The 23874-nt window shown below is 72.9% G+C and carries 22 protein-coding genes and 2 riboswitches; of the genes, 7 read left to right on the forward strand and 15 right to left on the reverse strand.

The features are described 5' to 3' along the window. The first annotated feature begins 24 nt into the window (after positions 1-24). Positions 25-1359 carry a class II 3-deoxy-7-phosphoheptulonate synthase gene (locus ACWCYY_RS19745; RefSeq protein WP_380150210.1) on the forward strand — a complete coding sequence of 445 codons (1335 nt, stop codon included), beginning with the start codon at positions 25-27 and terminating at the stop codon, positions 1357-1359. 140 nt (positions 1360-1499) lie between these two features. Then, the gene (locus tag ACWCYY_RS19750) at positions 1500-1736 is read left to right on the forward strand and encodes a (2Fe-2S)-binding protein (protein WP_345279796.1); all 237 of its coding nucleotides are present in this window, start codon (positions 1500-1502) and stop codon (positions 1734-1736) included. A gap of 4 nt (positions 1737-1740) precedes the next feature. On the opposite strand, the gene bfr is transcribed toward ACWCYY_RS19750, so the two are convergent. Beyond that, a complete protein-coding gene (gene bfr, locus ACWCYY_RS19755) occupies positions 1741-2220 on the reverse strand; it encodes a bacterioferritin (RefSeq protein WP_449796785.1) in 480 nt (159 codons plus the stop codon). Positions 2221-2405: 185 nt separating this feature from the next. On the opposite strand from bfr, the gene ACWCYY_RS19760 reads away from it, so the two are divergent. After that, entirely contained in the window at positions 2406-3035 is a 630-nt protein-coding gene (locus ACWCYY_RS19760; RefSeq protein WP_345279799.1) for a sulfite oxidase-like oxidoreductase, read from the forward strand. A gap of 7 nt (positions 3036-3042) precedes the next feature. On the opposite strand, the gene pknB is transcribed toward ACWCYY_RS19760, so the two are convergent. The 6 genes from pknB to ACWCYY_RS19790 form a co-directional block, all read right to left on the reverse strand. After that, the gene (gene pknB, locus ACWCYY_RS19765) at positions 3043-4776 is read right to left on the reverse strand and encodes a Stk1 family PASTA domain-containing Ser/Thr kinase (protein ID WP_345279801.1); all 1734 of its coding nucleotides are present in this window, start codon (positions 4774-4776) and stop codon (positions 3043-3045) included. Between the two features lie 39 nt (positions 4777-4815). After that, complete coding sequence (locus tag ACWCYY_RS19770; protein WP_449796786.1) at positions 4816-5238, reverse strand: hypothetical protein; 423 nt, start codon at positions 5236-5238, stop codon at positions 4816-4818. A 100-nt stretch (positions 5239-5338) separates the two neighbouring features. Next, positions 5339-6280, reverse strand: coding sequence for an ROK family glucokinase (locus ACWCYY_RS19775; RefSeq protein WP_345279805.1), 942 nt, complete (start codon positions 6278-6280; stop codon positions 5339-5341). Positions 6281-6475: 195 nt separating this feature from the next. Next, positions 6476-6730, reverse strand: a complete 255-nt coding sequence (locus ACWCYY_RS19780; protein ID WP_380150209.1) for a DUF5304 family protein — start codon at positions 6728-6730, stop codon at positions 6476-6478. A 34-nt stretch (positions 6731-6764) separates the two neighbouring features. After that, the gene (locus ACWCYY_RS19785) at positions 6765-7919 is read right to left on the reverse strand and encodes an ArsA family ATPase (RefSeq protein ID WP_449796787.1); all 1155 of its coding nucleotides are present in this window, start codon (positions 7917-7919) and stop codon (positions 6765-6767) included. A gap of 179 nt (positions 7920-8098) precedes the next feature. Further along, positions 8099-8530: an SRPBCC family protein gene (locus tag ACWCYY_RS19790; protein ID WP_345279809.1), complete on the reverse strand. Its 432-nt coding sequence runs from the start codon at positions 8528-8530 to the stop codon at positions 8099-8101. Between the two features lie 269 nt (positions 8531-8799). Between ACWCYY_RS19790 and ACWCYY_RS19795 the strand changes: the two genes are divergently transcribed. Beyond that, a complete protein-coding gene (locus ACWCYY_RS19795) occupies positions 8800-10593 on the forward strand; it encodes an AMP-dependent synthetase/ligase (RefSeq protein WP_449796788.1) in 1794 nt (597 codons plus the stop codon). 139 nt (positions 10594-10732) lie between these two features. On the opposite strand, the gene ACWCYY_RS19800 is transcribed toward ACWCYY_RS19795, so the two are convergent. After that, entirely contained in the window at positions 10733-11872 is a 1140-nt protein-coding gene (locus ACWCYY_RS19800) for a glycosyltransferase family 4 protein (protein WP_449796789.1), read from the reverse strand. 217 nt (positions 11873-12089) lie between these two features. Here ACWCYY_RS19800 and ACWCYY_RS19805 point away from each other — a divergent pair, with 217 nt between their 5' ends. Continuing rightward, positions 12090-13475 (forward strand): glycosyltransferase 87 family protein, encoded by a 1386-nt coding sequence (locus ACWCYY_RS19805; RefSeq protein ID WP_380150207.1) that lies wholly within the window; start codon positions 12090-12092, stop codon positions 13473-13475. A 59-nt stretch (positions 13476-13534) separates the two neighbouring features. Here the strand turns inward: ACWCYY_RS19805 and ACWCYY_RS19810 are convergent, their stop codons facing one another. The 6 genes from ACWCYY_RS19810 to ACWCYY_RS19835 all read right to left on the reverse strand — a co-directional run bounded on the left by ACWCYY_RS19810 (position 13535) and on the right by ACWCYY_RS19835 (position 20833). Beyond that, positions 13535-14791, reverse strand: a complete 1257-nt coding sequence (locus ACWCYY_RS19810; RefSeq protein ID WP_449796790.1) for a hypothetical protein — start codon at positions 14789-14791, stop codon at positions 13535-13537. Next, positions 14788-15843: a C40 family peptidase gene (locus tag ACWCYY_RS19815; protein WP_345279817.1), complete on the reverse strand. Its 1056-nt coding sequence runs from the start codon at positions 15841-15843 to the stop codon at positions 14788-14790. The genes ACWCYY_RS19810 and ACWCYY_RS19815 overlap by 4 nt, the downstream gene beginning before the upstream one ends. 217 nt (positions 15844-16060) lie before the next feature. Beyond that, positions 16061-17116 carry an NlpC/P60 family protein gene (locus ACWCYY_RS19820; RefSeq protein ID WP_449796791.1) on the reverse strand — a complete coding sequence of 352 codons (1056 nt, stop codon included), beginning with the start codon at positions 17114-17116 and terminating at the stop codon, positions 16061-16063. Positions 17117-17177: 61 nt separating this feature from the next. Then, a riboswitch (cyclic di-AMP (ydaO/yuaA leader) is annotated at positions 17178-17339 on the reverse strand. 372 nt (positions 17340-17711) lie between these two features. Further along, positions 17712-18743 carry a C40 family peptidase gene (locus ACWCYY_RS19825; protein ID WP_345279821.1) on the reverse strand — a complete coding sequence of 344 codons (1032 nt, stop codon included), beginning with the start codon at positions 18741-18743 and terminating at the stop codon, positions 17712-17714. A 195-nt stretch (positions 18744-18938) separates the two neighbouring features. After that, entirely contained in the window at positions 18939-20240 is a 1302-nt protein-coding gene (locus tag ACWCYY_RS19830; RefSeq protein WP_449796881.1) for an NYN domain-containing protein, read from the reverse strand. A gap of 329 nt (positions 20241-20569) precedes the next feature. Then, positions 20570-20833 (reverse strand): hypothetical protein, encoded by a 264-nt coding sequence (locus ACWCYY_RS19835; RefSeq protein WP_345279823.1) that lies wholly within the window; start codon positions 20831-20833, stop codon positions 20570-20572. Between the two features lie 194 nt (positions 20834-21027). Here ACWCYY_RS19835 and ACWCYY_RS19840 point away from each other — a divergent pair, with 194 nt between their 5' ends. Further along, on the forward strand, positions 21028-21825 hold the full coding sequence (locus ACWCYY_RS19840) for a rhomboid family intramembrane serine protease (protein WP_449796792.1): 798 nt from the start codon (positions 21028-21030) through the stop codon (positions 21823-21825). Beyond that, on the forward strand, positions 21822-22100 hold the full coding sequence (locus ACWCYY_RS19845) for an Lrp/AsnC family transcriptional regulator (RefSeq protein WP_345279827.1): 279 nt from the start codon (positions 21822-21824) through the stop codon (positions 22098-22100). Before ACWCYY_RS19840 ends, ACWCYY_RS19845 begins: the two co-directional genes overlap by 4 nt. A gap of 152 nt (positions 22101-22252) precedes the next feature. Here the strand turns inward: ACWCYY_RS19845 and ACWCYY_RS19850 are convergent, their stop codons facing one another. Continuing rightward, a complete protein-coding gene (locus ACWCYY_RS19850) occupies positions 22253-23614 on the reverse strand; it encodes an aminotransferase class V-fold PLP-dependent enzyme (RefSeq protein WP_345279829.1) in 1362 nt (453 codons plus the stop codon). A 53-nt stretch (positions 23615-23667) separates the two neighbouring features. Continuing rightward, a riboswitch (SAM riboswitch) is annotated at positions 23668-23785 on the reverse strand. Between the last annotated feature and the right edge of the window lie 89 nt (positions 23786-23874).

The raw sequence follows: 23874 nt of genomic DNA on the forward strand, positions 1-23874 counted from the left end.
GTCACACCCCGTAGCCTTGACCTCGTGACCGTGACGAATCATCACTCCTGGCAGTCCCTGCCCGCGGCGCAGCAGCCTGAATGGCCGGACCAAGAGGCTCTGCGCAAGGTGCTTGCGGACCTCGCGTCCTATCCGCCCCTCGTCTTCGCCGGCGAGTGCGACCAGCTGCGTTCCCGGCTCGCTGCCGTCGCACGTGGTGAGGCGTTCCTGCTCCAGGGCGGCGACTGCGCCGAGGCCTTCGACGGCGTCTCGGCGGACCACATCCGCAACAAGCTCAAGACCCTGCTCCAGATGGCCGCCGTGCTCACGTACGCGGCCTCGGTGCCGGTCGTGAAGGTGGGCCGGATCGCCGGCCAGTACTCCAAGCCGCGCTCCAAGTCGACCGAGACCCGCGACGGTGTGACCCTCCCGGTCTACCGCGGCGACTCGGTGAACGGCTTCGAGTTCACCCCGGAGTCCCGGATCCCGGACCCGGAGCGGCTCAAGCGGATGTACAACGCCTCCGCGGCGACGCTGAACCTGGTCCGCGCCTTCACCACCGGTGGCTACGCCGACCTGCGCCAGGTGCACGCCTGGAACCAGGACTTCGTGCGCAACTCGCCCGCCGGCCAGCGGTACGAGCAGCTGGCCCGCGAGATCGACAACGCGCTGGCCTTCATGAACGCCTGCGGGGTCGCCCCCGAGGAGTTCAAGACGGTCGAGTTCTACTCCTCGCACGAGGCGCTGATCCTCGACTACGAGACGGCCATGACCCGGACCGACTCGCGCACCGGCGACCTGTACGACGTCTCCGGCCACATGGTCTGGATCGGCGAGCGCACCCGTCAGCTGGACCACGCGCACATCGAGTTCGCCGCCAAGGTCCGCAACCCGATCGGCGTGAAGCTCGGCCCGACCACCACGGTCGACGAGGCGCTCACCCTGATCGAGCGGCTCGACCCGGAGCGCGAGCCCGGCCGCCTGACCTTCATCACCCGGATGGGCGCGGGCAAGGTCCGCGAGCACCTGCCCACCCTGGTCGAGAAGGTCACGGCCTCCGGCGCCCAGCCGGTGTGGATCTGCGACCCGATGCACGGCAACACCTTCGAGGCCTCCAGCGGCCACAAGACCCGCCGCTTCGACGACGTGCTCGACGAGGTCAAGGGCTTCTTCGAGGTGCACCGCGCCCTGGGCACCCACCCGGGCGGCATCCACGTCGAGCTCACCGGTGACGACGTCACCGAGTGCGTCGGCGGTGGCGACGAGGTGCTGGTCGACGACCTGCACCAGCGCTACGAGACGGCCTGCGACCCGCGCCTGAACCGCAGCCAGTCGCTCGACCTGGCCTTCCTGGTCGCGGAGATGTACCGCAACCAGTAGGCCCTCGGTCCGGCCGATGTGACGAAGACCCCTCCGCTTTCCGGGTTACGGAAGCGGAGGGGTCTTTTTCGTGCCCGGAATTATGGGTAAGGTAAGCCTTAGCTCATTGATCGGCCGCCCTAGTCCCTGGAGTCACCGCGATGTACGTGTGCATGTGTCATGCGGTCACCGAGGCGCAGGTCAAGCAGCAGATCGACGAGGGCGCCCAGACGCCCCGCCAGATAGCCCAGGGCTGCAAGGCCGGCACCGACTGCGGGTCCTGTGTGCGACGGATACAGGCCCTGCTCGGCGAGCACGGCGCACGCCCCTGCCCCACCGCGCGCCTGGCGGCCAAGCTCGGCCTGGCCGAGCCGGAGACCGCGGCGCACGCGGCCTGACCCCTCAGGACTCCGGCTGCTCGATCAGCTGGGCCAGGTAGAGCGGCTCGCCGAGCCGCTCCAGGAGCTCCAGCTGGGTGTCCAGGTAGTCGATGTGGTGCTCCTCGTCCGCGAGGATGGCCTCGAAGATGTTGGCCGAGGTCACGTCGTTCTTCGCCCGCATGACCACGATGCCGCGCTTGAGGCGGTCGATCGCCTCCACCTCGACCTGCCGGTCGGCCTCGAACATCTCCTTGATGGTCTGGCCGATCCGGACGTGGAAGAGCCGCTGGTAGTTGGGCAGCCCGTCCAGGAAGAGGATCCGGTCGGTCAGTACCTCGGCGTGCTTCATCTCGTCGATGGACTCGTGCCGGGTGTACTTCGCGAGCTTGGTCCAGCCGAAGTTCTCCTGCATCTTCGCGTGCAGGAAGTACTGGTTGATCGCGGTCAGCTCGGCGGTGAGCTGCTCGTTGAGGAACTCGATGACCTCGGCGTCGCCCTTCATGGCGGTGCCCTCCTGTTGCTCTGTTCAGCTGTACGACTGACCGCATCGTGACACCCTTTTGCCGTGCATTTCCAGTAAGTTCACGCTTAGTGGCAGATGTGTCGAACTATCCGATTTGATGGTTTTCGAGAGCCGTCCGGAGGGGCGGGCGCGGCGGCCGTCCGGTGGTCTGTCACCATGGAGCCATGGGTCAGTCAGAACGCGAAGCAGATCCGCCGGCTGATCCGAGACTCCCCCCGGGCCAACGGCTCCAGCGCGGCTGGCCCGTCCTGCACTACGGCCCGGTCCCCCGCTTCAAGCCGATGACCTGGGACTTCCAGGTCTTCGGGGCCACCGCCTCGGCGGAGAAGCACAGTTGGGGCTTCGAGGAGTTCCAGTCCCTCCCCCGGGTGACGGTGCGCGGCGACTTCCACTGCGTCACCCGCTTCTCGATGCTCGACAACGAGTGGTGCGGCGTGTCCGCCTCGACCGTGCTCGACCTGGTGCCTCCGGCCGACCACGTCACCCACGTGATGGTCTGGGCCGAGTACGGCTACAGCGCCAACCTGAGCCTGGCCGACTTCGCGGACCCCTCCACCGTCTTCGCCACCCACCACGACGGCGAGCCGCTCACCGTGGAGCACGGCTTCCCGGTGCGGCTGGTGGTGCCCGGGCGGTACGCCTGGAAGGGCCCCAAGTGGGTCCGCGCGGTCGAGTACATGCGGGCCGACCGGCGCGGCTTCTGGGAGGAGCGCGGGTACCACAACCTGGCCGACCCCTGGGCGGAGAAGCGTTACTCCTACCAGGAGGAGCCCGGGGACGGGCCGCTGCGCTGAGCCGGCGTCAGCCCAGCGGGAAGGTCACCGTCACCAGGCCGTCCTGCTTCAGCGGCTGGCCCGCCGCGGGCGACTGACCGCTCGCCTTCGCCGTCCCGAAGACGTTGTAGCCCTTCACCTCCACCCGGTACCCGGCGGCCTTGAGGGTGCGCTCGGCGTCGGCCTGGCCCATCCCGGTCACGTCCGGCACCAGGTGCATCCCCTTGCTGACCGTCAGGGCGACCGGCGCGCCGACCGCCAGCCGGGTGCCGGGGGCCGGATCGGCCGAGACCACCGCGCCCTGGGGCACCGTGTCGCTGTACTGCTCGGTGACGGTGCCCGCGGACAGCCGGGCGTCGGCCAGCTGACGGGCCGCCTGCTCCTGCGGCTGGCCGACCAGCGGCGGCACCGCCACCCGCTCCGGCCCGCGGGAGACGGTCACCTTCACCGGATCGCTCTTGCGCGCCCGGGCACCCACGCCGGGGTCGGTGGCCAGCACCTTCCCCTCCGGGACGCTCTCGCTGTACTGCTGCACGTAGCTGCCCTGCAGTCCGGCCGCCTCCAGCGCCTGCTCGGCCTGCTCCTGACTCTGCGTCAGGATGCCCGGCACCGTGCCGTACAGCCCCTCGGAGAGCGCGTACGTGGTGCCGCCGACCAGCAGCAGCACGGCCGCCAGCACCGAACCCCAGACCAGCGGCTTGCGCGGCAGCCGCCGGCGGCGGGCCGGGCGGACGGGGGCGGGCTCGTCGTACGGGCGGATCCGGCCGAGCGTCATGGTCGGCGGGTCGAGCTCCAGCACGCTGGTCGGCTCGACCCGGTCGAGCACCGAGGTGGCCTCGGTGGTGGGGTGGAGCGGGCTGCGGCGGGCCGAGGCCGGGGGTTCGGCGTCCAGCTGAGCGGGCGTCAGGGCGCGGCGGGCGCGCTGCAGGGTGGCCAGCAGTTCGACCGCGTCCCAGGGGCGGCCCTGCGGGTCGCGCGCGGTGGCGGCGGCCACTATCGCGTCCAGGCCGGGGCCGGCTGCCGGGGCGGTGCGCGAGGGCGGCGGCACGTCCTCGTGCAGGTGACGGTAGATCACCTGCATCGGGTTCTCGCCGGTGTGCGGCTTGCTGCCGGTGAGCATCTCGTAGAGCAGGATGCCGGCCGCGTAGACGTCCACCCGCTGGTCGGTGGGGAGCCCGGGCCGCACCTGCTCGGGCGCCAGGTAGGAGACGGTGCCCAGCACGGTGCTCGCGCTGGTGGTCTCGGTGACCCCGTCGGAGCCGGTGAGCAGCCGGACCAGGCCGAAGTCGGCGACCTTGACCAGGCCGCCGTCGGTGATCAGCACGTTCTCCGGCTTGACGTCCCGGTGCACCAGCCCGGCCCGGTGGGCGGCGCCGAGGGCGGCGAGCACCGGCTCCAGCACGTCGAGGGCGGCCCGCACGCTGAGCGCGCCGCGGTCGCGGAGCAGGTCCCGCAGGGTGCGGCCGGGGACGTACTCCATGGCCAGGAAGACCGCGGCGCCGTCGGCCCCCTGGTCGAAGACGTTCACCACGTTGGGGTGGGCGAGCCGGGCGACGGCCTTGGCCTCGCGGATGAACCGGCCGGTGAACTCGGCGTCCGCGGCCAGCGAGGGGTGCATCACCTTGACCGCCACCGTCCGGTCCAGCCGGGTGTCGGTGGCCCGGTAGACGGTGGCCATCCCGCCGACCGCGATCCGCTGCTCGATCCGGTACCGGCCGTCGAGCAGGGTGCCGGTCAACCGGTCGGGCGGGGTGGTGTCCATCCGAGGAGTCTATGGCCCGCCCGGCGGCTCACCCGTCCCTCACCTGCCCTGCCAGGACGGGAGGTCGGCGGCGGCCATCACCGCGCCGTCCTTCCGGTAGAGCACCAGCATGGCACCGCGCTCGCTCCCGCCGGTCCAGGACAGGTACGAACGGATGATCAGTTCGGTGCGGGAGGGCTGGGAATCCTCCCAGTCGGTGGCGAGGTAGCTGTTGGTGTGCCCGTCCTGCGGCACGTCCCGGGTGGCCCGGGTGATGTGCCCGAGCACGGCACCGCGCTGCTCCGGCGTGCCGTACCGCTCGACGTGCGCGGTGAACTCCGCCGCCACGTCCCGCCCCTCGGCCGGCATCCGGGCCGGGGCCGATCCGCCGCCCGGCGTGCTCCGCGGCGGTTCGGCGGTGCAGGCGGTACAGACGGTGAGCAGCAGGCCGGCGGCCGCGACGGCGGCGGTGGTGCGGGTCATGACGGTCCTCCCCCGATGGACTACGGGAAGGAGTCTAGGCGGTACGACGAAGGCCGGGATCCCTTGCGGGGTCCCGGCCTTGACGGTGCGTCGGGGACGCTCAGGTGCGGGCCAGGTCGGCGGCGCCGACGATGCCCGCGGCGGAGCCCATGGAGGCGAGCGCCACCTCGGCGCGGGGGCGGTGGACGCCGCCCGTCAGGTACTGCTGGAAGGCCTTGGCGACCGGGTCGAGCAGCAGGTCGCCGGAGTCGGAGACGCCGCCGCCGAGCACGAAGACGGCCGGGTCGAAGAGGGCGGCCAGGTCGGCCATGCCGCGGCCCAGCCAGTCGGCCAGCTCGGCGTAGCACTCCAGGGCGAGCGGGTCGCCCTCGGCCGCGGCCTCGGTGATGTGGATGCCGCGGATGGTCTCGGCGACGCCGTCGTTGAGCTCCAGCATCCGGCGGCCGGCCACCGCGTCGGCGGCGGCCTTCTCCCGGCCGTAGCGGCGCAGCGCGCGGCCGGAGCCGTACTGCTCCCAGCAGCCGTGGCCGCCGCAGCCGCAGAGCAGGCCGTCCGGGACCATGTTGAGGTGGCCGATCTCGCCGGCCACGCCGAAGCGGCCGCGGTGCAGCCGGCCGTCGAGGACGATGCCGCCGCCGATGCCGGTGCCGACGGTGATCAGCACCATGTCGGAGTGCTCGGCCGCAGCCCCGAAACGGAACTCGGCCCAGGCCGCGCAGTTGGCGTCGTTCTCCACCACGGTCTCGAGGCCGGTGAGCTCCTCGACCCGGGTCTTGAGCGGCTCGTTCTCCCAGTCGATGTTGGGCGCGAAGATCACCGTGGCGCGCTCGCGGTCGACGAAGCCGGGGGCGCCGACGCCCACGCCGGCCACGTCCGGGTACTGCTCCTTGAGCTCGCGCACCGCCTGGGCGATGGCGTCCACCGCCCACTGGGGGTCGGCCGGGGTGGGGACCCTGGTCCGGGCGAGGATCTCGCCGTTCTCGTCGACCACGCCGGCCGCGATCTTCGTGCCGCCGACATCGACGCCGATGGTCAGAGCCATGTCTCCCTCAGCTATTCACTCGTTCCCGCTGAGCGGAACGGTACCCGCAGAAGGGGGCTCCCGTACACAGTGATTCATACATTATTCGAAGACAATTCCCACTCACGTGGCGATGAGCATTCAGGAGTCGTACGTTTTGCCCCATCCGGTGACGTTACGGAGCCGCGGCTTCACCGGCCAGGATTGGTTGGTTCACTACTTGTCCGACGCTCCGTCGAGGTCGATGTGCTCGGCCTCGGCGCGTCCGGGTGCCGACCAGCGGCGCTCGTGGCCGCTCACCGCCGCCCGGTACGCGGCCAGCAGTTCACCCCCGGCGGCGGCCAGGTGGCCGTAGACCTCGGGGTTCTGCTCGCGCCAGCGGCCCACCGTCTCCTGGGCCTTCTCCCCCACGGCGGCGGCGATCTTCCGGACCTCCTCCACCAGGTCGCTGTCCTGCTGCTCCTCGGCCATCGGGCCCTCCCTCAGTGATGGTTGGCGGCCGACACTACCCGCGCGGCCAGAGATCGTGGTCCGGGGCGAAGCGGACGGAGAGCACCCCGTCGGTGAGCGCGGCACCGCTGACGGTGCAGCGGCGCAGCGCCGAGGGCAGCTCCAGGATCCGGCGGTGGTCGCCGAGGCCCAGCACCAGCTCGTCGCCCCGCCGGACCAGGTCGAGCTCCGTCCGGTCGGCGCCGGGAAGCGTCAGGTGCCAGACCAGCAGACCGTCCTCGGCCAGCCGGTCCTCCACCCACCACGGGTGCTCGGCCACGGCGGGGGCCGCACCCTCGTAGAGCCGGGCGGCCACCGACTCCAGGGTGGGCTCGGGCTGACGGCTGATCAGCAGGGGGACGTCCAACTCCTCCGCCAACGCGGCCAGTTCGTCATGCTCACGGGCGGCCCGGTCGGCCAGCCAGGGGTCGGCGGAGCCGAGCGCGGCGGCGGGCAGCGCACGGTGGGCGACCACCGCGTCCAGCCGCAGCCGGTGCAGGGCCAGGCCGGCCCGGGCCCGGCGCAGCTCCTGCGGGCGGGGCGCGGCCGCGTCCACCACCAGGCGGACGGTGGTGGTCGGGGCCTCGATCACGGCGCGGGCCCCGGCCAGGGCGGCGGCGGCCCGGCCGCGGGCCTCGAACAGCCAGTCGGCGGGCATCGGCACCCCGGCGACGGCGGCCAGCAGCGGGCGCAGCGCCCGGGCGGCCTGGCGCTGCTCCGGCAGCAGCCGGGCCAGGTGGCGGTCCAGCTGCTCCGGCAGGGCGAGGGCGGCGATCAGTTCGGCGGGGCGGGGCGCGGCCACCACCAGGACGGCGGCCTCGGCGCGGCGCAGCGCCCCGAGCAGGGCGAGCTGGGCGGTGCCGGGGAGGGCGGTGAGCTCCTCCCGGTCGAGCGGGGTCGCGCCGAGCAGGTCCAGGGCCGGGCCGAGCGCGTCCTGGATCCCGTGCACCGCGTCCCGGAAGGCGGCCTGCGGATCGGTCCGGGCGACCGTCAGGGCGTCGGCGTAGCGGGCGGGTTCGGCGGTGAGGCGCACCCCGAGCAGGGCGTCCATCGCCCGGTGCGGGTCGTCCGCCGCCAGCAGGTGGGTCCGCCGCCCGCGGCCGGCGTGGTGCAGCGCGGTCGCGGCGGCCACCAGCTCGGCGCCGTCACCACTGACCAGGATCGTCCGCATCGGGGTCCTCTCTTGCACCGGGGTCGGGCGAAGGTGGCTGCACCGGGGGCGCGAGGAACTGCGCGCAGGGGAACGGCACGCGCTGCAACTGGCTCTCGTGCCCCGATCTCGCTCTGGGCCGCCTTCCGGACTCGCGCAGTTCCCCGCGCCCCTGGCCGCCCTGCGGGCGGCAGGCGGCGTCAGCCTTCGACGCGCTTCTTGAGGCCGGCGAGGGCGCGGTCGATGATGACCTTCTCGGCCTTGCGCTTGATCATGCCGAGCATCGGGATCTTGACGTCCACCGCGAGCTGGTAGGTGACGGCGGTGCCCTTCCCGGCCGGGGCCAGGGTGTAGGAGCCGTCCAGGGAGCGGAGCATCTGGCTCTTGACCAGCGTCCAGCTGACCTCGCGGTCGCCGTCCCAGGTGTAGGCGAGCACGTGCTCGTCGCGGATCGCGCCGGCGTCCAGCACCAGGCGGACCTCGGCGGCGCGGCCGTCCTCGACGGTGGAGAGCACCTCCACCTCCTTGACCTCACCGGTCCAGGCGGGGTACGCGGCGAAGTCGGCGATCACGGCCATGACCTCGGCCGGGCTCGCGTCGATGGTGATGCTCGACCTGGTGTGTTCCGCCATGGCACGGCCTCCGCTGTCCTCATTCAGGTGTGCGCCCAGGGAAGGCTATCGCGCCACCGGGAGCCCACCGGCCGCCGGGGCGTCGCCGCAGGTCAAGGGACCAGGGGCTACCGGCGGGTATCCCTACGCTGTCGTAAGGTGCGAGTCGGGCAGAAACGGAGTACCCGGACGATGTGACGCTTCGAACACCTCGGCGAACAAGTCTGGCCATTCGTCCTACCGGGCAGTAACGTCCTGCCGTCCCGCAGCGTCGCAGACGAGGAGCAGCCTTGCTCGAGTTCAGCAATCCGGCCCGCTACCAGGTACCCAGCGGGGGCAACCTCTCCGACCTGGTCCACCAGAACGCGGAGCGGCACCCGGGCGTCGCGGTCGTCAGCCGCAAGCTGGACGGGCAGTGGACCGACCTGACCGCCACTCAGTTCCTGGCCGAGGTGCACTCCGCCGCCAAGGGCCTGATCGCCGCCGGCGTCGCGCCGGGCGACCGGGTCGGCGTGATGTCGCGCACCCGCTACGAGTGGACCGTGCTGGACTTCGCGATCTGGTGCGCGGGCGCCATCACCGTGCCGGTGTACGAGACCTCCTCCGCCGAGCAGGTGGCCTGGATCCTGGGTGACTCCGGCGCGGTCGCCGTGGTGACCGAGACCGCTGCGCACGCGGCGCTGGTGGAGGGGCTGCGCGAGCGGCTGCCGGAGCTGAAGCACACCTGGCAGATCGAGGACGGCGCGCTGGCCGCGCTGGCCGAGGCGGGCAAGGGGGTCGCCGACACCACCGTGACCGAGCGCCGCTCGATCGCCACCGCCGACACCATCGCCACCATCGTCTACACCTCGGGCACCACCGGCCGCCCGAAGGGCTGTCAGCTCACCCACGGCAACTTCCTGGCCGAGCTCGGCAACGTGACGGCCCGGATGGAGCCGCTGTTCCGCACCGGCGAGGCCTCGGTGCTGCTCTTCCTGCCGCTGGCCCACGTGCTCGGCCGGATCGCCGAGATCGCCGCCGCGATCGCCCCGATCAAGCTCGGCCACGTCTCCGACATCAAGGACGTCACCGCCGAACTGGCCTCCTTCCGGCCGACGTTGATCCTCGGCGTGCCCCGGGTGTTCGAGAAGGTCTACAACACCGCCCGGGCCAAGGCGCAGGCCGACGGCAAGGGCAAGATCTTCGACAAGGCCGCCGACACCGCCATCGCCTACAGCCGCGCGCTGGACCACGGCGGCGCCTCGCTGGGCCTCAAGGTCAAGCACGCGGTCTTCGACCGGCTGGTCTACCGCAAGCTGCGGGCCGCGCTCGGCGGCCGGGCCACCCACGCCATCTCCGGCGGCGCCCCGCTGGGCGAGCGCCTGGGCCACTTCTACCGGGGCGTCGGCTTCACCGTCCTGGAGGGCTACGGCCTCACCGAGACCTGCGCCGCCACCTCCTTCAACCCGCACGACAAGCCGAAGATCGGCACCGTCGGCCAGCCCCTGCCCGGCTCCTCGGCCCGGATCGCCGAGGACGGCGAGGTACTGCTGAAGGGTCCTCAGGTCTTCACCGGCTACTGGAACAACCCCGAGGCCACCGCCGAGGCGCTGCGCGACGGCTGGTTCGCCACCGGCGACCTGGGCACCCTGGACGCCGACGGCTACCTGACCATCACCGGACGGAAGAAGGAGATCCTGGTCACCGCGGGCGGCAAGAACGTCGCCCCGGCCGTGATCGAGGACCGGATCCGGGCGCACGCCCTGGTCGGCGAGGTCATGGTGGTCGGCGACCGCAAGCCGTTCATCGCCTGCCTGGTCACCATCGACGAGGACTTCTTCCCGCGCTGGAAGGAGGCCCACGGCAAGCCGGTCGGCGCCACCGTGGCCGAACTGCGGGACGACGCCGACCTGCTGGCCACCATCCAGTCCGCCGTGGACGACGGCAACCAGGCCGTCTCCCAGGCCGAGGCGGTCAAGAAGTTCCGCATCCTCGACACCGTCTTCTCCGAGGAGACCGGCCACCTGACGCCCTCGCTGAAGCTCAAGCGGAACGTGGTCATGAAGGACTTCGCCGACGAGGTCGAGGGCCTCTACCGGCGCTGACACCCCGCCAGGGGCGCGAGGAACTGCGCGAACCGGAAGGCGGCCCGGTGTGAGATCGGGGCACGTCAGCCAGTTGCACGTACTGCCGTTCCCCAGCGCGCAGTTCCTCGCGCCCCTGTCGGGGCGCTGCACAGCAGCGCTACTGCTGCGCGAGCAGCGAGGTGAGCCGGCCGGCCAGCAGGTCCCAGCGCCAGGAGCGCTCGACCCAGCGGCGGCCGGCCTCGCCCATGGTGGCGCGCAGCTGAGGGTCCTTCAGCAGCCTGACGATCCGTTCGGCGGCCGCCGCCGGGGAGCCGCCGGGCACCACGTAGCCGGTCTCGCCCTCCAGCACCGCGTCCGGGGCCCCGCCGGAGTCCCCCGCGACCACCGGCAGACCGGTGGCGCTGGCCTCCAGGTAGACGATGCCCAGGCCCTCCACGTCCAGCCCGCCGCGCCGGGTGCGGCAGGGCATCGCGAAGACGTCCCCGGCCCCGTAGTGCGCGGGCAGTTCGGACCACGGCACGGCGCCGGTGAAGCGGACGGAGGCCGCGACCCCGGTGCGCTCGGCGAGCTTCTCCAGCTCGCCCCGGTACGGGCCGTCGCCGACGATCAGCAGCACCGCGTCCGGCACGTCGCGCAGGATCTGCGGCAGTGCGGCGATCAACGTGTCCTGCCCCTTGCGCGGCACCAGCCGGGAGACGCAGACCACCACCGGACGGTCCGTCAGGCCGAGCGCGGCCCGGACGGCGTCGCCGCCGGAGTCCGGCCGGAAGGTCCCCTCGTCCACGCCGGGCGGCAGCTGCACCATCCGGGCGGCGGCGGCCGGGCCGACCGCCGAGGCGATCCGGGAGCGGGTGTACTCGCCGAGGTAGGTGAGCACGTCGGTGCCCTCGCCGATCCGGCGCAGCAGCTGCCGGGAGGCGGGCAGCTGGGCCCAGGCGGCCTCGTGACCGTGCGTCATGCCGAGCAGCCGTCCGGCCCCGGCCCGACGCAGCCGGGGGGCCATCAGGCCGAGCGGGGCGGCCGCGCCGAACCAGACCGAGTCGCAGCCCTCGGCCCGCAGGATCTCGGCGGCCCGCCGGGTGACCCGGGGCGTCGGCACCATCATCCTCGTCCGGTCCCGGATCACCGGGAACGGCTGCTCGGCGTCGAACCGGGCCACCTCGGTGCCGTCCCGCCAGGTCGACGCGTAGACCACCACGCTGCCCGGGGGCTGCCGGACGGCCATGTTGTGCACGAACGCCTGGATCCCGCCCGGGCGGGGCGGGAAGTCGTTGGTGACGATCAGGGTCTTCTGCATGTCACGGCTCGCTCGGTCGGGGGGTGCTCGGTGTACCGGTCGGTGGTCCGTACGATAGGTCAACACCCCGGTGCGCCGGGAACGCGACCGGCCGCGCATCCGTTGGCCGATCGGACCTGACGGAGTCTGCGCCCGGCGAGAAGGCCGCAGGCCGGGAGGGCGGACGGGGGCCGGGGTGGACGGGCGCGGTGCGCGCACGCGTGGACGAGGGAGTGCGGTGGAGTTGGTCCCGGCCGGGAGCACCGGTCTGAGCGCGGTCGAGCGCGCCCCCGTACCCGCGAACGGTTCGCCGAGGCCGGCCGGAGGTGCGCTGTGGGCGCTGGCCGGCGGCTGGCTGGCCACCCGGACGCTGCTCGTCCTGATCGTGACCGGAGTGCTCCGGATCGCCGCCACCGACGTCACCGCCGACGTGTCGGTGATCTACCACGGCTGGTACCAGGTGCTGCAGACCGGCACCTTCCCGCTGGACGACGTCACCTGGCAGTACCCGCCCGGCGCCGCCCTGGTGATCCTGCTGCCGGGGCTGCTGCCCTGGTCCTACCTGGTGTCCTTCTGGGTGCTCTGCGCGGTCTTCGACGCCGTCACCATGGTGCTGCTGACGCGGGCCGGGACCAGGCGCGGCCGGAGCTTCTCCGGAGCCTGGGTCTGGGTGGCCGGGGTTCCGCTGCTGGGGCCGACGGTCTACTGCCGCTACGACATCCTGGTGACCGCCCTGGCGGTGGCCGGGCTGCTGGTGCTGCTGCGCCGCCCGGGCCTGGGCGGGGCGCTGCTCGGCCTCGGCGGGCTGGTGAAGGTCTGGCCGGTGCTGGCCCTGCTCGGCACCCCGAAGGGCCGCCGCACCCGGCGCTCCTGGACGGCGGCGATCGCCTCGTTCAGCGCGCTCGGCTTCCTGCTCACGGCGGGGATGAACGGTGCCTTCGAGTTCCTCAAGTTCCAGCGCGACCGGGGCATCGAGGTGGAGTCGCTCGGCGCGCTGCCGCTGCACTACGCCCGGATCTTCGGCGGCTGGCAGGGCGAGGTGAAGATGAACTACGGCTCGGTGGAGATGCTCGGGCCGTGGGTGCCGGTGATCACCAAGCTGGCGCTGGCCGCCTCGGTCGGCGGCTTCGGCTGGCTGCTGTTCTGGCGGCTGCGGGCCCGCCGCTGGACCTCGGCCACCACCTACGACGCGGCGCTCGCGGCGCTGCTGGTCTTCACCGTGACCAGCCGGGTGATCAGCCCGCAGTACATGGTCTGGATCGTCGGCGTCGCGGCCGTCTGCCTGACCGTGCGCGGCACCAGCCAGCGGCCGGTGGCGGTGCTGGTCCTGGTCACCACGCTGCTGACCATGCTGGAGTTCCCGATCCTGTTCGGCCAGGTCGTCGCCAGCGAGCCCTGGGGCGTGGCCGTCCTGACGGCGCGGAACCTGACGCTGCTGGCCGCCGCGGTGCTCTCCTGCCGTCGCCTCTGGCTCTCCACCAAGGTCCCGGGGCAGACCAGGACCCTGGTGCTGCCGCCGCGCGCCCTGGAGCCGGCCGCCCCCGCCGGCTACCCGGTGCGGCCCGGCATCGCCTACGAGCAGGACCTGCTGGACGACGTCGACAAGCCCGCCGTCCCGCGCTGACTGGTACTCGCCCGCTCGCCTCCGGGCGCGGCTCGGGGCGCCCTTCGGCTCGGGGCGTGTCAGTGCGCGAAGCGCTGGTGCAGGTCGTCGGCCCACAGGCGGGTGAACTCGTCCAGGCCGAGGCCGAGGGTGGTGCGCAGCAGGCCGTCCAGCCACTCCTCGCGGGTGGTGGCCGGGCCCGCCGCGGCGTTCGCGCGGTAGAGGGCGACCAGCCGGCGCTCGCCGAAGCGGCGGACCATCAGGTCGCAGGCGGACCAGGCCAGTTCGTAGGCCAGCGCGATCCCGGTGGCCCCGGCCGTGAAGTCGGCGTCGGCGGGCAGCTTCGGGGAGAAGCCCCGGGCCGCGGCGGCCTTCGCCAGTTCGGGGGCGATCTGCTGCGGGGTGCGGTCGGTGCCCCGGTAGCCGGTGTGGTCGGCCACGCCCTCGGAGAGCCAGAGCGGGGTCCACGGCTTGGTGTCGGCGCGGGTGGCCACGTGGGTGATCTCGTGCGCGGTGACCACCCGGCGGCCCAGGTCGCTCAGGCCCGCGTAGGCCTGCGGGTTGATCAGGATCCGGTCGGCCGGGGTGCGCACCGGGGCCCCGGCCGCGGCGGTGGTGACGGCGGCTATCCCGGCGTACTGCCCGGCGGGGGTGCCGAGCAGCCGGTCGAACTGCTCGGCGGTGGCCGGGTGGCCGATCAGCAGCTTCCCGGGCCAGCCCGCGCCCCAGACCTCACCGACCAGCGGCACCGCCTGGTCGGCGGCGGCCGCCGTCCGGGCCAGCTCGGCCGGGGCGGCCTGGCCGAACACCAGGCAGTGCCGGCCCGGCGCCACCGAGACCGGGCCGAGGTCCCAGGGGGCGGCGGGGCCCTCGGGCTGCTCCTGCGTCAGCCGCCAGCCTCCGGTGCCCCGTTCGAAGGAGAGCCGGCGCCGCAGCACCGCCGGGTACTCGTCGTACTCCGCGACCCGCCAGCCGAGCTCGGCCGTGAGGGTCACGCCGGTGCCCGCCGGCTCCGTGAACTCGGTGATGCGGTACGAGAGTTCGGCCAGCGGAAGATCGGCCAGCCGGCGCAGCGCGGCCTGCCCGGCCTCCCCCGCGGGCAGAGCGGCCGCGTCGTGCCGCAGCAGCGCGCGGGCGCGGTCGGCCAGCAGCGCCTCCAGCTCGGGCCGGACGGCGGGCACGGTGGCCGCCGCCGTCGGCCCGGAGAACACCGGGGCGGCCGACCGGCCGCGGGGCGGGGAGAGCTGCACCAGCCCGGCGGCCGCGAGCAGCAGCGCGGCCCGGCGGGAGAGCGGCGGGGCGGAGCCGGACGCACTCCGGCCACCGGCTGCTGTCATACCCGGACGACTCCGGTGACGGGCATCGCGTTGACGCTCTCGTAGCGCACCCGGGCGCCGGGGTAGGGCGCGTGCACCACGACACCGCCGCCGGCGTACATGCCGACGTGGTGCATGTCCCTGTAGAAGATCACCAGGTCTCCCGGGCGGGCGTCGGCCAGACTGATCCGCTGGCCCGCGTTGGCTTGCTGCTGCGAGGTCCGCGGCAGGGTCACTCCGGCCTGCCGCCAGCTCCAGTACATCAGACCCGAGCAGTCGAAGGTGCGGGGGCCGGTGGAACCGTACACGTAGGGCGAGCCGATCTTGCTGGCGGCGGCGGCCAGCGCGGCGGCGGCCCGGCCGGAGGCGGCCGGGAGGTTGCCGAGGTCCACCCGCTCCCCGCCGCGGGCCGCGCGGCGCTCGGCGTCCCGGGCGTCGTCCGCCTGGAGCCGGGCCCGCTCGGTGGCGCCCAGACCGTTCAGCAGCCGCTGCGCCTTGGCCAGGCGCTGGCGGATCTCCTGCTTGCTCTCCGCCAGGGTGCGCCGCACCGACTCCAGCTCGGCCAGCTTGGCCGAGGTCTCGGCGCGGCGCTGGTCCAGCCGGCGCTGACGGTCGATCACCTGGCGCAAGGTGTCGTTCTGCCGTTCGCTGACCTGGTCCAGGGTGCGGGCCCGGTAGAGGTAGCCGGCCGGGTCGGAGTCCAGCATCAGCTGCACGGCCGGGTCGATGCCGCCCGCCCGGTACTGGGCGGCGGCCACCGAACCGAGGTCGGAGCGCAGCCGGTTGAGCTCCTCCTGGGCGGCGGCCACCTGGTCCTGGAGGGTGCCGGTCTCGGCCTGCAGGACGCGCTGCTGCTCCTGGGCGGCGTTGGCGCGCTCGGAGGCCTGCTCGGCCTCCTCGTAGATCTGGTCGACCTGGGCCTTGACGTCCTTGCGCGAGGTCGGCTCGGCCGGGGCGCCGGGCGCGGCGGCCGCGCCCCCGGCCGCCGCCACGCCGAGCACCGTGGTGGCGGCGGCGGTGAGCACCAGCGCGCGGGTCAGCCGGCGGGCGGCCGGCAGGGGGGAACGAGACACGGCGGCGGCTCCTGTGCGGCCGGGCCACCGCCGCCGACCAGGTGGGCGGGCGTCCTGACGGAGGTCCGGGGGCAGACGTTAGCGAGTCGCGGCGATCTAGTCCAAACCCCTACAGGGACGAATATTTGACCACTAATCGGACAGCTGATCCACCGTCGGGAAACGCCGCAGGCCCGGCACGGGGCCGGGCCTGCGGGCTGTAGGACGTTCGGGTGGGTCAGACCCGGACGATCGCGTTGATCGGCATCACCGTGGCGGACTCGTGCCGGACCAGGGTGCCGGTGCGCGGGGCGTGCACGATCTGGCCGCCGCCGACGTACAGGCCGACGTGGTGCCGGTCGCCGTAGTAGATGATCAGGTCGCCGGGCTTGGCGTCGGCGATGTTGGTGCCGATGTTGGTGCCGGCGCCGGCCTGCGACTGCGAGGTGCGCGGCAGCGAGATCCCGGCCTTCTTGAACGACCAGACCATCAGGCCGGAGCAGTCGAAGGAGTCCGGGCCGGTGTCGCCCCAGCCGTAGGGCTTGCCGATCTGCGCCTCGGCGGCGGCGACCACGGTCGCGGCGAAGGAGCCGGCCGGGAGGGAGCTCAGGTCGGTGCGGCTCTCCGAACGGGAGGCGCGCTCGTCACCGCCGGAGGACTGCGGCTTGGCCGCGGACTTCGCCGCGGCGGCCTTGGCGCTCGCCTCGGCGGCGGCCTTCTGCTCGGCCTCGCGGATCTTCTGCTTCTCGGCCGCGTCCAGCGAGTCGTACAGGGCCTGGGCCTTCGCCAACTTGCCCTGGACGTCCTCCTTCTGGGCCTTCAGCTGCTGGCTGGTCTTCTCCAGGTCGGCCAGCTTGCCCTGGGTCTCGGCCTTCTGCTGGTCGAGCTTGTCCTGCTCGGTCTTCAGCTGCTTCAGCGCGTCGGCCTGCGAGACGCCGACCTGGTTGATCGCACCGGCCTGGCCGAGGAAGGCGTCCGGGCTGCTGGAGAGCATCAGCTGGACGGTCGGGGATATCCCACCGCTGCGGTACTGCTCGGCGGCGATCTCACCGAGGCTGGCCTGGAGGGCGTTCACCTGCTCCTGACCGCGCGCCACCTCGTCCTGGAGGTGGCCGACCTGGGTCTGCAGGGCCTGCTGCTTCTCGGTGTTCGCGTTGAACTGCTCGGTCGTGACCTCGGCCTGCTCGTTGAGCTGGTCGATCTGGCTCTTGACCTCGTCCTTGGAGGGCTGCGGGTCGGCGTGCGCTCCGGTCTGGCTGGAGAGGACCACGGCGGCGGCAGCGGCGGCCGTCATGATCGAGACGCGGGTACGACTGGCAGGCTTGGGACGACGATGGGACGCCACGAAGGCGGGCTCCTTCTTCCTACGTCCGCCTACCGGGTGAGCTGACGGGTTCGGGCTGGAAGGTAGCCCTACGACGTCTCACCCCCGCACCGTCTCGCGACGGACCGGCCGGCCTGACGCCGATTCACCCCGAGGAACGTGGTTCCCCGGCTCCGATCGGCAGCCACCCCCTCGGGGGTCCCCTGTCGGGCAGTCAACTCTCCCTGCCCCGCTGCGTCTCGAACTCGGCGGTAACCACCGCCGCCGCCCAGGCTGGACGATCGACAGTGCGGTGGTTCGACAATGACCCTAGTAACCCAACCGTGATCGGTTCAAATCCTTGTAAGAAAAAAGACGGAAGAAAGTCCAAGTGCATTTGTGATTGCGACCGACCGTGATCACGAATGCACGGTGAGCTGAGATTTCGCCCTCCGGAGACGACGGAGGGCCCGCCGGAGGTGTCCCACATCACAGCGGGATTCCGGCGGGCCCGGGCGTGTCACGGGGCGTCAGTTGCCCCGGCTCACACCAGATGTCCGTTATGCCGTGCTCGGCTGACCGGCCGTCAGACGCGGCGGATGGTCTTGATCGGCATCACGTTGGCGGGGGCCACCTTGACCACGTCACCGGTGCGCGGCGCGTGCACCATCATGCCGTTGCCGATGTACATGCCGACGTGGTGCGCGTCGCTGTGATAGATGATCAGGTCGCCCGGCTGGGCGTTGGCCACGTCGTTGCCCACGTTGGTGCCGACGCTGGCCTGCGACTGCGAGGTGCGCGGCAGCGAGACGCCGGCCTGCGCGTAGGCCCAGACCATCAGGCCGGAGCAGTCGAAGTTGTTCGGGCCGGTGGCGCCCCAGACGTACGCGCGGCCCTGCTTGCTGAGCGCGGCGTTCATCGCGACGCCCGCGTAGCCGGCGGCCGGCGGCAGGGTGCTCGGGTCGATCCGGGTGGCACCGCGGGAGGAGCGGTCGCCGCTGGTGATGGCGGCGCGGTCGGCGGCGCTCAGCTGGTTGAGGAGGTTCTTGGCCTCCTGCAGCTTGCGCTGGACCTCGTTCTTGGAGTCGTTCAGGGCCTTGGTGTTGCGGTCCAGCTCGGCCAGCACCGAGGCGGCCTCGGCCTTCTGCTGGTCCAGCCGGCGCTGCTGGTCCTGGAGCGAGCGCAGGGTCTGCGCCTGGGTCTGGTTGACCTGGTCGGCGCTGGAGGCCTTGCTCAGGTAGCCGTCCGGGTCGGAGGCGAGCATCAGCGCCACCGACGGGTCGACCCCGCCGTTGCGGTACTCGTCCGCCGCCACGGCGGCCAGGCCGGTCTGGAGCTGCGTCATCTGCTCCTGGCCGCGGGCCACCTGGTCCTGCAGCTGGTCGGCCTGCTTGCGCAGCTGGTCGGCCCGCTCCTTGGCGCCGTTGTAGCGCTCGGCGGCCTGCTCGCCCTCTTCGTAGAGCTTGTCGACCTGGGCCTTGACCTCGTCCTTGGTCGGCTTCGCGGGGGCCGCGTAGGCACCGGACTGGGCGGAGACGGCGACCGCGGTCGCAGCGGCGGCGGTGAGCACGATGACCCGTGCGCGGCTCGGCTGCTTGGGACGGCGGTGGGAAGCCAAGGTGACGAACTCCTTCAGCACTCCTGGACGCCCACCCGTTCGAGCGATAGTCCAGAAAATAGGTTTGACGCCTGACCCTAGTGAGTCAGGAGCCGTCGCGCCACTCCCCTACCGGGACGAACTTCCCTACGCACAGCGGCTTTCACGAGACGGACACAAACGCGCCACGCTCCCCTGACCGGACATCAGAAGAGTTCACGGCCTGGACAGCCGCCGGAGCAGCAGCATCGAGGAGACCGGGCGCGCACCCGCCTTCTTCACGCCGTCCGCCACCTCCTTGTCGGTGGAGACCACCACCACCGGCCGCCCCTGCGGCTCGGCCCGCACCAGCCGGCGGATCAGCTCGTCCGCCGTCTCGCCGGTCCGGCTGAACCGCACCCGCACGCCGCGCGGCGGCGCCATGATGACCGGAGCGTCCAGGTCCTGACCGTCGAACACGCAGGTCACCTCGGCCTGGGTGCGCTGGGCCAGCATCGCCAGCCCGCCCAACAGCCGCATCCGCTGCTGCTCCAGCGGCAGCGTCGGGTACCCGGTCTTCGTCACGTTGTAGCCGTCCACCACCAGGTGCACCTGAGGGATCGCCAGCAACTGGTCCAGCAGCGCCGGATCGTCCTCGGCCAGCGCCCGCCGGGCCACGTCGTGCGGCGAGGCCGAGCCCGGTACCACCGCGTCCACCAGATCGGCGGGATGGAGCTGCGTCACCGGCAGCGCCAGCTCCCGCTGGAGGCCCTGGGCCGACTGCAGCACCGTGTCCAGCAGCAGCCGCAGCCGCATGTCCTCGACGCTGCGGCCCTCCCGGACCGAACGGCGGCCGGTCTCCAGCGCGCCCTCCAGCTCGGTGATCCGGTGCCGCAGCCGCCGGGACTCCGCCTCGGCGGCGCTCAGTTCGGCGGACGCGGCGGCCCTGGCCTCCGCCAACTCGGCCTGCGCCTTGCGGGCCTCGGCCTGCGCCCGCCGGGTGTCGCTCTCCAGGCTCCGCACCTTCTTGCGCAGCGACTCCGCCTCGCGCCGCACCCCCTCGCCCTCGGCGCGCTGCCGGTCGAGGTCGGCCCGGGCGTGGGCCCTGGCCTCCGCCAGCTCCTCCTGGAGCTTCTCCACCAGCCGCTCGGCCTCGGCCGCCGCCCCCTCGGCGCCGGCCCGCTCGGCCTGCTCCCCGGCCTCCGCCACCAGCGCGGCCCAGCCCGCCGGGCGGACCAGGTAGGCGGCGGCGGCCACGTCCATCGGATCGGCCGCGCCCGGCACGCTGCCCGACTCCAACGCCTTCACCAGATCGGGCTGACCCAGCCGCAGGCGTTCGGCTATCCGCTGCCGGAAGGCCGGGTCCGCCTCCAGCGCGGCGGCCAGCGCGGTGGCCGCGTACTTGGCCCGGCGGGCGGGGGTGAACTTGGCGTACTGCCGCAGCGAGGCCGGGAGTTCACCGGCGGGGAGGCCGCCGAGGGCGTCGGCGGCGATGCCCACCACGCGGTGGCGGACGCCCTCCGGGAGCGGACGGCCCAACTGCTCACCGTGGGGCTGCTCGGCGTCCTGCGGTACGGGGCCCTCGACGGTGGGGCCCGCGGTGGTGGGGTCCTCGGTGGCGGGGTCCTCGGTGGCGGGGTCCTCGGACGCGGCGGCCGCAGGGGCCGGCCCCGCCGGGGGTCGCTGCCCCTGCGGTTCAGCTGTCCCCCTGGCTGCGTCCACCACGTCCTCGGCTCCGATCCTGCTGCGCGGGGTCCGCACGGCCGGTTGCCGCTGCCCTCAAACACACCGCTCTCTGCAATTGTCGCGGGTACCGTGCCCCGGCCCGACACGCGCCACACGCCGGGCGGGCCGGGGCACCCGCGATCTCAGGAGTCCTGCTGCTCCGCGGCGGCGTCCTCCGCCCCCGGACGGGCCACCAGCTCGACCTGGTCGACCGCGTTGCACCAGCGGCAGCGGACCGACTCGACGGTCTCGGCGAGCACCTCGGTCTCCTCCACCTTGGACTCACCGGCCAGGTCGAAGTGGAGGAACTCCACCGTCCGGGCGGAGCGGGTCACGTCGAAGCGGGTGAGGTTGCCGCAGAGCGTGCAACGCCAGCGGGTCTCGGCGGTGGGGAGTGCGATGGTCATGTGCCAAGTCCTCTCGTTGGTGCCGCGCGATCGGCGGTCACCCAGGGTCCGGGAGGCCAAGCCTATTGCCTGGCCGGGTGCCCGCGGACCGGGCGTCCGCGATCCGGTCCGACGGATTACGGCCCGCCCGGCGGGTCCCCCACATGCAGCAGGCCCGGGTGTGCCGGACCGGCCCCGGAGGAATGCCTGCACCCATGGCCACCCCCGTCCTGGACCCGCCCGGCACCCGCGACCTCCGCCCGCCGGAACGGGTCCCCGTGGTCACCTGGACGCTGATCGGCCTGAGCCTGCTGGTCCTGCTGGTCTCCCCCAGCGCCGGCCTCAACCCCCGCTACGGCACCGGCCCGGCCCGGGTCTGCGCCGAGCAGCGCTACGAACAGCGCTGGGGGGCCGTCCCCGCCGAGCTGCTGGCGAACCGTCCGCTGACGCAGGACCGGCTCCGGCAGCTGCCGCCCGCGTCGGCGGACTGCCCGCCGCCGGTGCCCTCGCCGCACAAGCTGGTGCTGCTCTCGCCGCTGACCGGTCTGTTCGTGCACGCCGGGTGGGCGCACCTGCTGGGCAACCTGCTCTTCCTCTTCGTCTTCGGGCCGGGGGTGGAGCAGCGGTTCGGGCGGGTCCGGTTCCTGCTCGGCTACCTGATGGTGGGTCACCTCGCCACCTACGGCTGGGCGCTCGCGCAGACCGGCGGGCCCGAATCGGTCCGCGCCCTGGTCGGGGCCTCCGGGGCGATCGCCGGAGTGCTCGGCGCCTACCTGCGGCTGTACCCGAGGGCGCGGGTCACCGCGCTGGTGCCGGTGCTGCTCTTCCTGCCGCTGCGGTTCCCGGCCTGGCTGGTGCTCGGGCTCTGGTTCCTGCTCCAGTGGCTCTCGGTCCGCCAGGGGGGCACCGGCGTGGCCTACGCGGTCCACGTCATCGGCTTCGCCGCCGGGTACCTGGGCACCTGGGCGGCCGTTACGCTGACCCGGAACCAACGGACAGGAGCTTCAGAGTGATCACCGCGATCGTGCTCATCAGGACCAGCGTCGACCGGATCCCCGAGATCGCCGAGGAGATCGCGGCCATCGAGGGCGTCAGCGAGGTCTACTCCGTGACCGGCGGCTACGACCTCGTCGCCATGGTCCGGGTCCGCCACCACGACGACCTCGCCGCCGTCATCCCGGCCAAGGTCAACAAGATCCCCGGCGTCCAGCACACCGAGACCCAGATCGCCTTCCGCACCTACTCCAAGCACGACCTCGAAGCGGCGTTCGCCCTCGGGCTCGACTGACGTACGGAGCCTCGGCAGGGCAAGCGCTCAGGGGCGCGAGGAACTGCGCGGGTACGGAAGGCGGCTCACCTGCAACTGAGGGTACGTCAGCCAGTTGCAGGTGCTGCCGTTCCCCCGCGCGCAGTTCCCCGCGCCCCTGCGGGACGCTCCGCTCAGCTGCGACGGGAGTCGGCGACGCAGCGGCCGCCCTCGTTGCGGTAGTTCCAGGCCGCCCCGTCGGAGACGAGCGCCCGGACGGCGGCCAGGAAGCGGTCGAGGTGCTCGTCCGGGGTGCCGGCGCCGAAGGAGACCCGGATGGCGTTGAGGCTGCGCTCGCCCGGCAGCGACGGCTCGGGGGCGCCGCACTCGGAGGGCGCCGCCTCCTCCCCGCCGAGCAGGGTCCGCACCAGCGGGTGCGCACAGAACAGACCGTCGCGCACGCCGATGCCGTACTCGGCGGAGAGCGCGGCGGAGAAGTGCGAGCTGTTCCAGCCCTGCACCACGAAGGAGAGCACGCCGACCCGGGCGGCGTCCTCGCCGAACAGGCTGAGCACCCGGACCTCGGGGACCTCGGCCAGACCGGCCTTCAGACGGGCGATCAGCTCCTGCTCGCGGGCCTCCAGCGCGTCGAAGCCGGCCTCGGTGAGCGCCCGGCAGGCGGAGGCGACGGCGTAGGCGCCGATCACGTTCGGGGAGCCGGCCTCGTGGCGGGCCGGGCCGGTCTGCCACTCGACGGCGACGGAGCCGTCGAGCTCGCGGGCGACGGTGCGGCTGGCGCCGCCGCCGGCCAGGTAGGGCTCGGCGGCGTCCAGCCAGTCGGAGCGGCCCGCCAGGACGCCGGCGCCGAACGGGGCGTAGATCTTGTGGCCGGAGAAGGCGATCCAGTCGACGTCCAGCTCGCGGACCGAGACGCGGTGGTGCGGGGCCAGCTGGGCGGCGTCCAGGACGACCCGGGCACCGTGGCGGTGGGCCACCTCGGTCAGTTCGGCGATCGGCCAGAGCTCGCCGGTGACGTTGGAGGCACCGGTGACGCAGAGCAGGCGGTGCTCGGCGGGGTTCTGAGCGAGCGCCAGGTCGAAGGCCTCGACCGCCTCGGCGTGCGAGCGGGGGGCGCGCAGGTAGGTGACCTTGAGGCCGTTGTGCGCCCAGGGCAGCAGCGAGGCGTGGTGCTCGGTCTCGAAGGCGAAGACCTCGGTGCCGGCCGGGACGGCGGCGGCCAGCAGGTTGAGCGAGTCGGTGGTGGCGCGGGTGAAGACGACCTGGTCGCCCTCGCGCAGGTCGAGGAACTCCTCGACGGTGCGGCGGCTCTGCTCGAACAGGTCGGTGGAGAGCTGGGAGAGGTAGCCGGCGCCGCGGTGCACCGAGCCGTAGTACGGGGCGTAGGCGGCGACGTCGTCCCAGACCCGCTGGAGGGCCGGGGAGCTCGCGGCGTAGTCGAGGGCGGCGTAGGTGACCTTCTCGCCGGAGGCCAGCGGCACCTGGACGTCGTGGCCGAGGACGGGGAGCGGGGCGCAGGTGGAGGTGGCGACGGACATGGGGGTGCACTCCTCTGAAGGTCCGGGACCTCGGGGTGCAGCTGTGCCGCCGACGTCCGCGCTTGCGCTGCGGACGGATCGCCGCAGTGCCCGGTCCTCACCCAGGGCACCCCGCCACGGACGGAGGGTTGCCGGACAGCAAGCTGGGGCTTGTCGCTGTCGCTCATGACCTGTCGTGAACTCTAGAGCGGCTTCCGAGGAGTGGTCAAACAGGCTTCCACTATCTGGACGCATCCGGGTACGAAGAAGGCCCGGACCGT

The organism is Kitasatospora sp. NPDC001664, from assembly GCF_053596675.1.

Coding starts and splice junctions, on each gene's coding strand:
- ACWCYY_RS19750 (WP_345279796.1), top strand. CDS start 1,500: ATGTACGTGTGCATGTGTCATGCGGTCACCGAGGCGCAGGTCAAGCAG.
- bfr (WP_449796785.1), bottom strand. CDS start 2,220: ATGAAGGGCGACGCCGAGGTCATCGAGTTCCTCAACGAGCAGCTCACC.
- ACWCYY_RS19760 (WP_345279799.1), top strand. CDS start 2,406: ATGGGTCAGTCAGAACGCGAAGCAGATCCGCCGGCTGATCCGAGACTC.
- pknB (WP_345279801.1), bottom strand. CDS start 4,776: ATGGACACCACCCCGCCCGACCGGTTGACCGGCACCCTGCTCGACGGC.
- ACWCYY_RS19770 (WP_449796786.1), bottom strand. CDS start 5,238: ATGACCCGCACCACCGCCGCCGTCGCGGCCGCCGGCCTGCTGCTCACC.
- ACWCYY_RS19775 (WP_345279805.1), bottom strand. CDS start 6,280: ATGGCTCTGACCATCGGCGTCGATGTCGGCGGCACGAAGATCGCGGCC.
- ACWCYY_RS19780 (WP_380150209.1), bottom strand. CDS start 6,730: ATGGCCGAGGAGCAGCAGGACAGCGACCTGGTGGAGGAGGTCCGGAAG.
- ACWCYY_RS19785 (WP_449796787.1), bottom strand. CDS start 7,919: ATGCGGACGATCCTGGTCAGTGGTGACGGCGCCGAGCTGGTGGCCGCC.
- ACWCYY_RS19790 (WP_345279809.1), bottom strand. CDS start 8,530: ATGGCGGAACACACCAGGTCGAGCATCACCATCGACGCGAGCCCGGCC.
- ACWCYY_RS19800 (WP_449796789.1), bottom strand. CDS start 11,872: ATGCAGAAGACCCTGATCGTCACCAACGACTTCCCGCCCCGCCCGGGC.
- ACWCYY_RS19810 (WP_449796790.1), bottom strand. CDS start 14,791: ATGACAGCAGCCGGTGGCCGGAGTGCGTCCGGCTCCGCCCCGCCGCTC.
- ACWCYY_RS19820 (WP_449796791.1), bottom strand. CDS start 17,116: ATGACGGCCGCCGCTGCCGCCGCCGTGGTCCTCTCCAGCCAGACCGGA.
- ACWCYY_RS19835 (WP_345279823.1), bottom strand. CDS start 20,833: ATGACCATCGCACTCCCCACCGCCGAGACCCGCTGGCGTTGCACGCTC.
- ACWCYY_RS19840 (WP_449796792.1), top strand. CDS start 21,028: ATGGCCACCCCCGTCCTGGACCCGCCCGGCACCCGCGACCTCCGCCCG.
- ACWCYY_RS19850 (WP_345279829.1), bottom strand. CDS start 23,614: ATGTCCGTCGCCACCTCCACCTGCGCCCCGCTCCCCGTCCTCGGCCAC.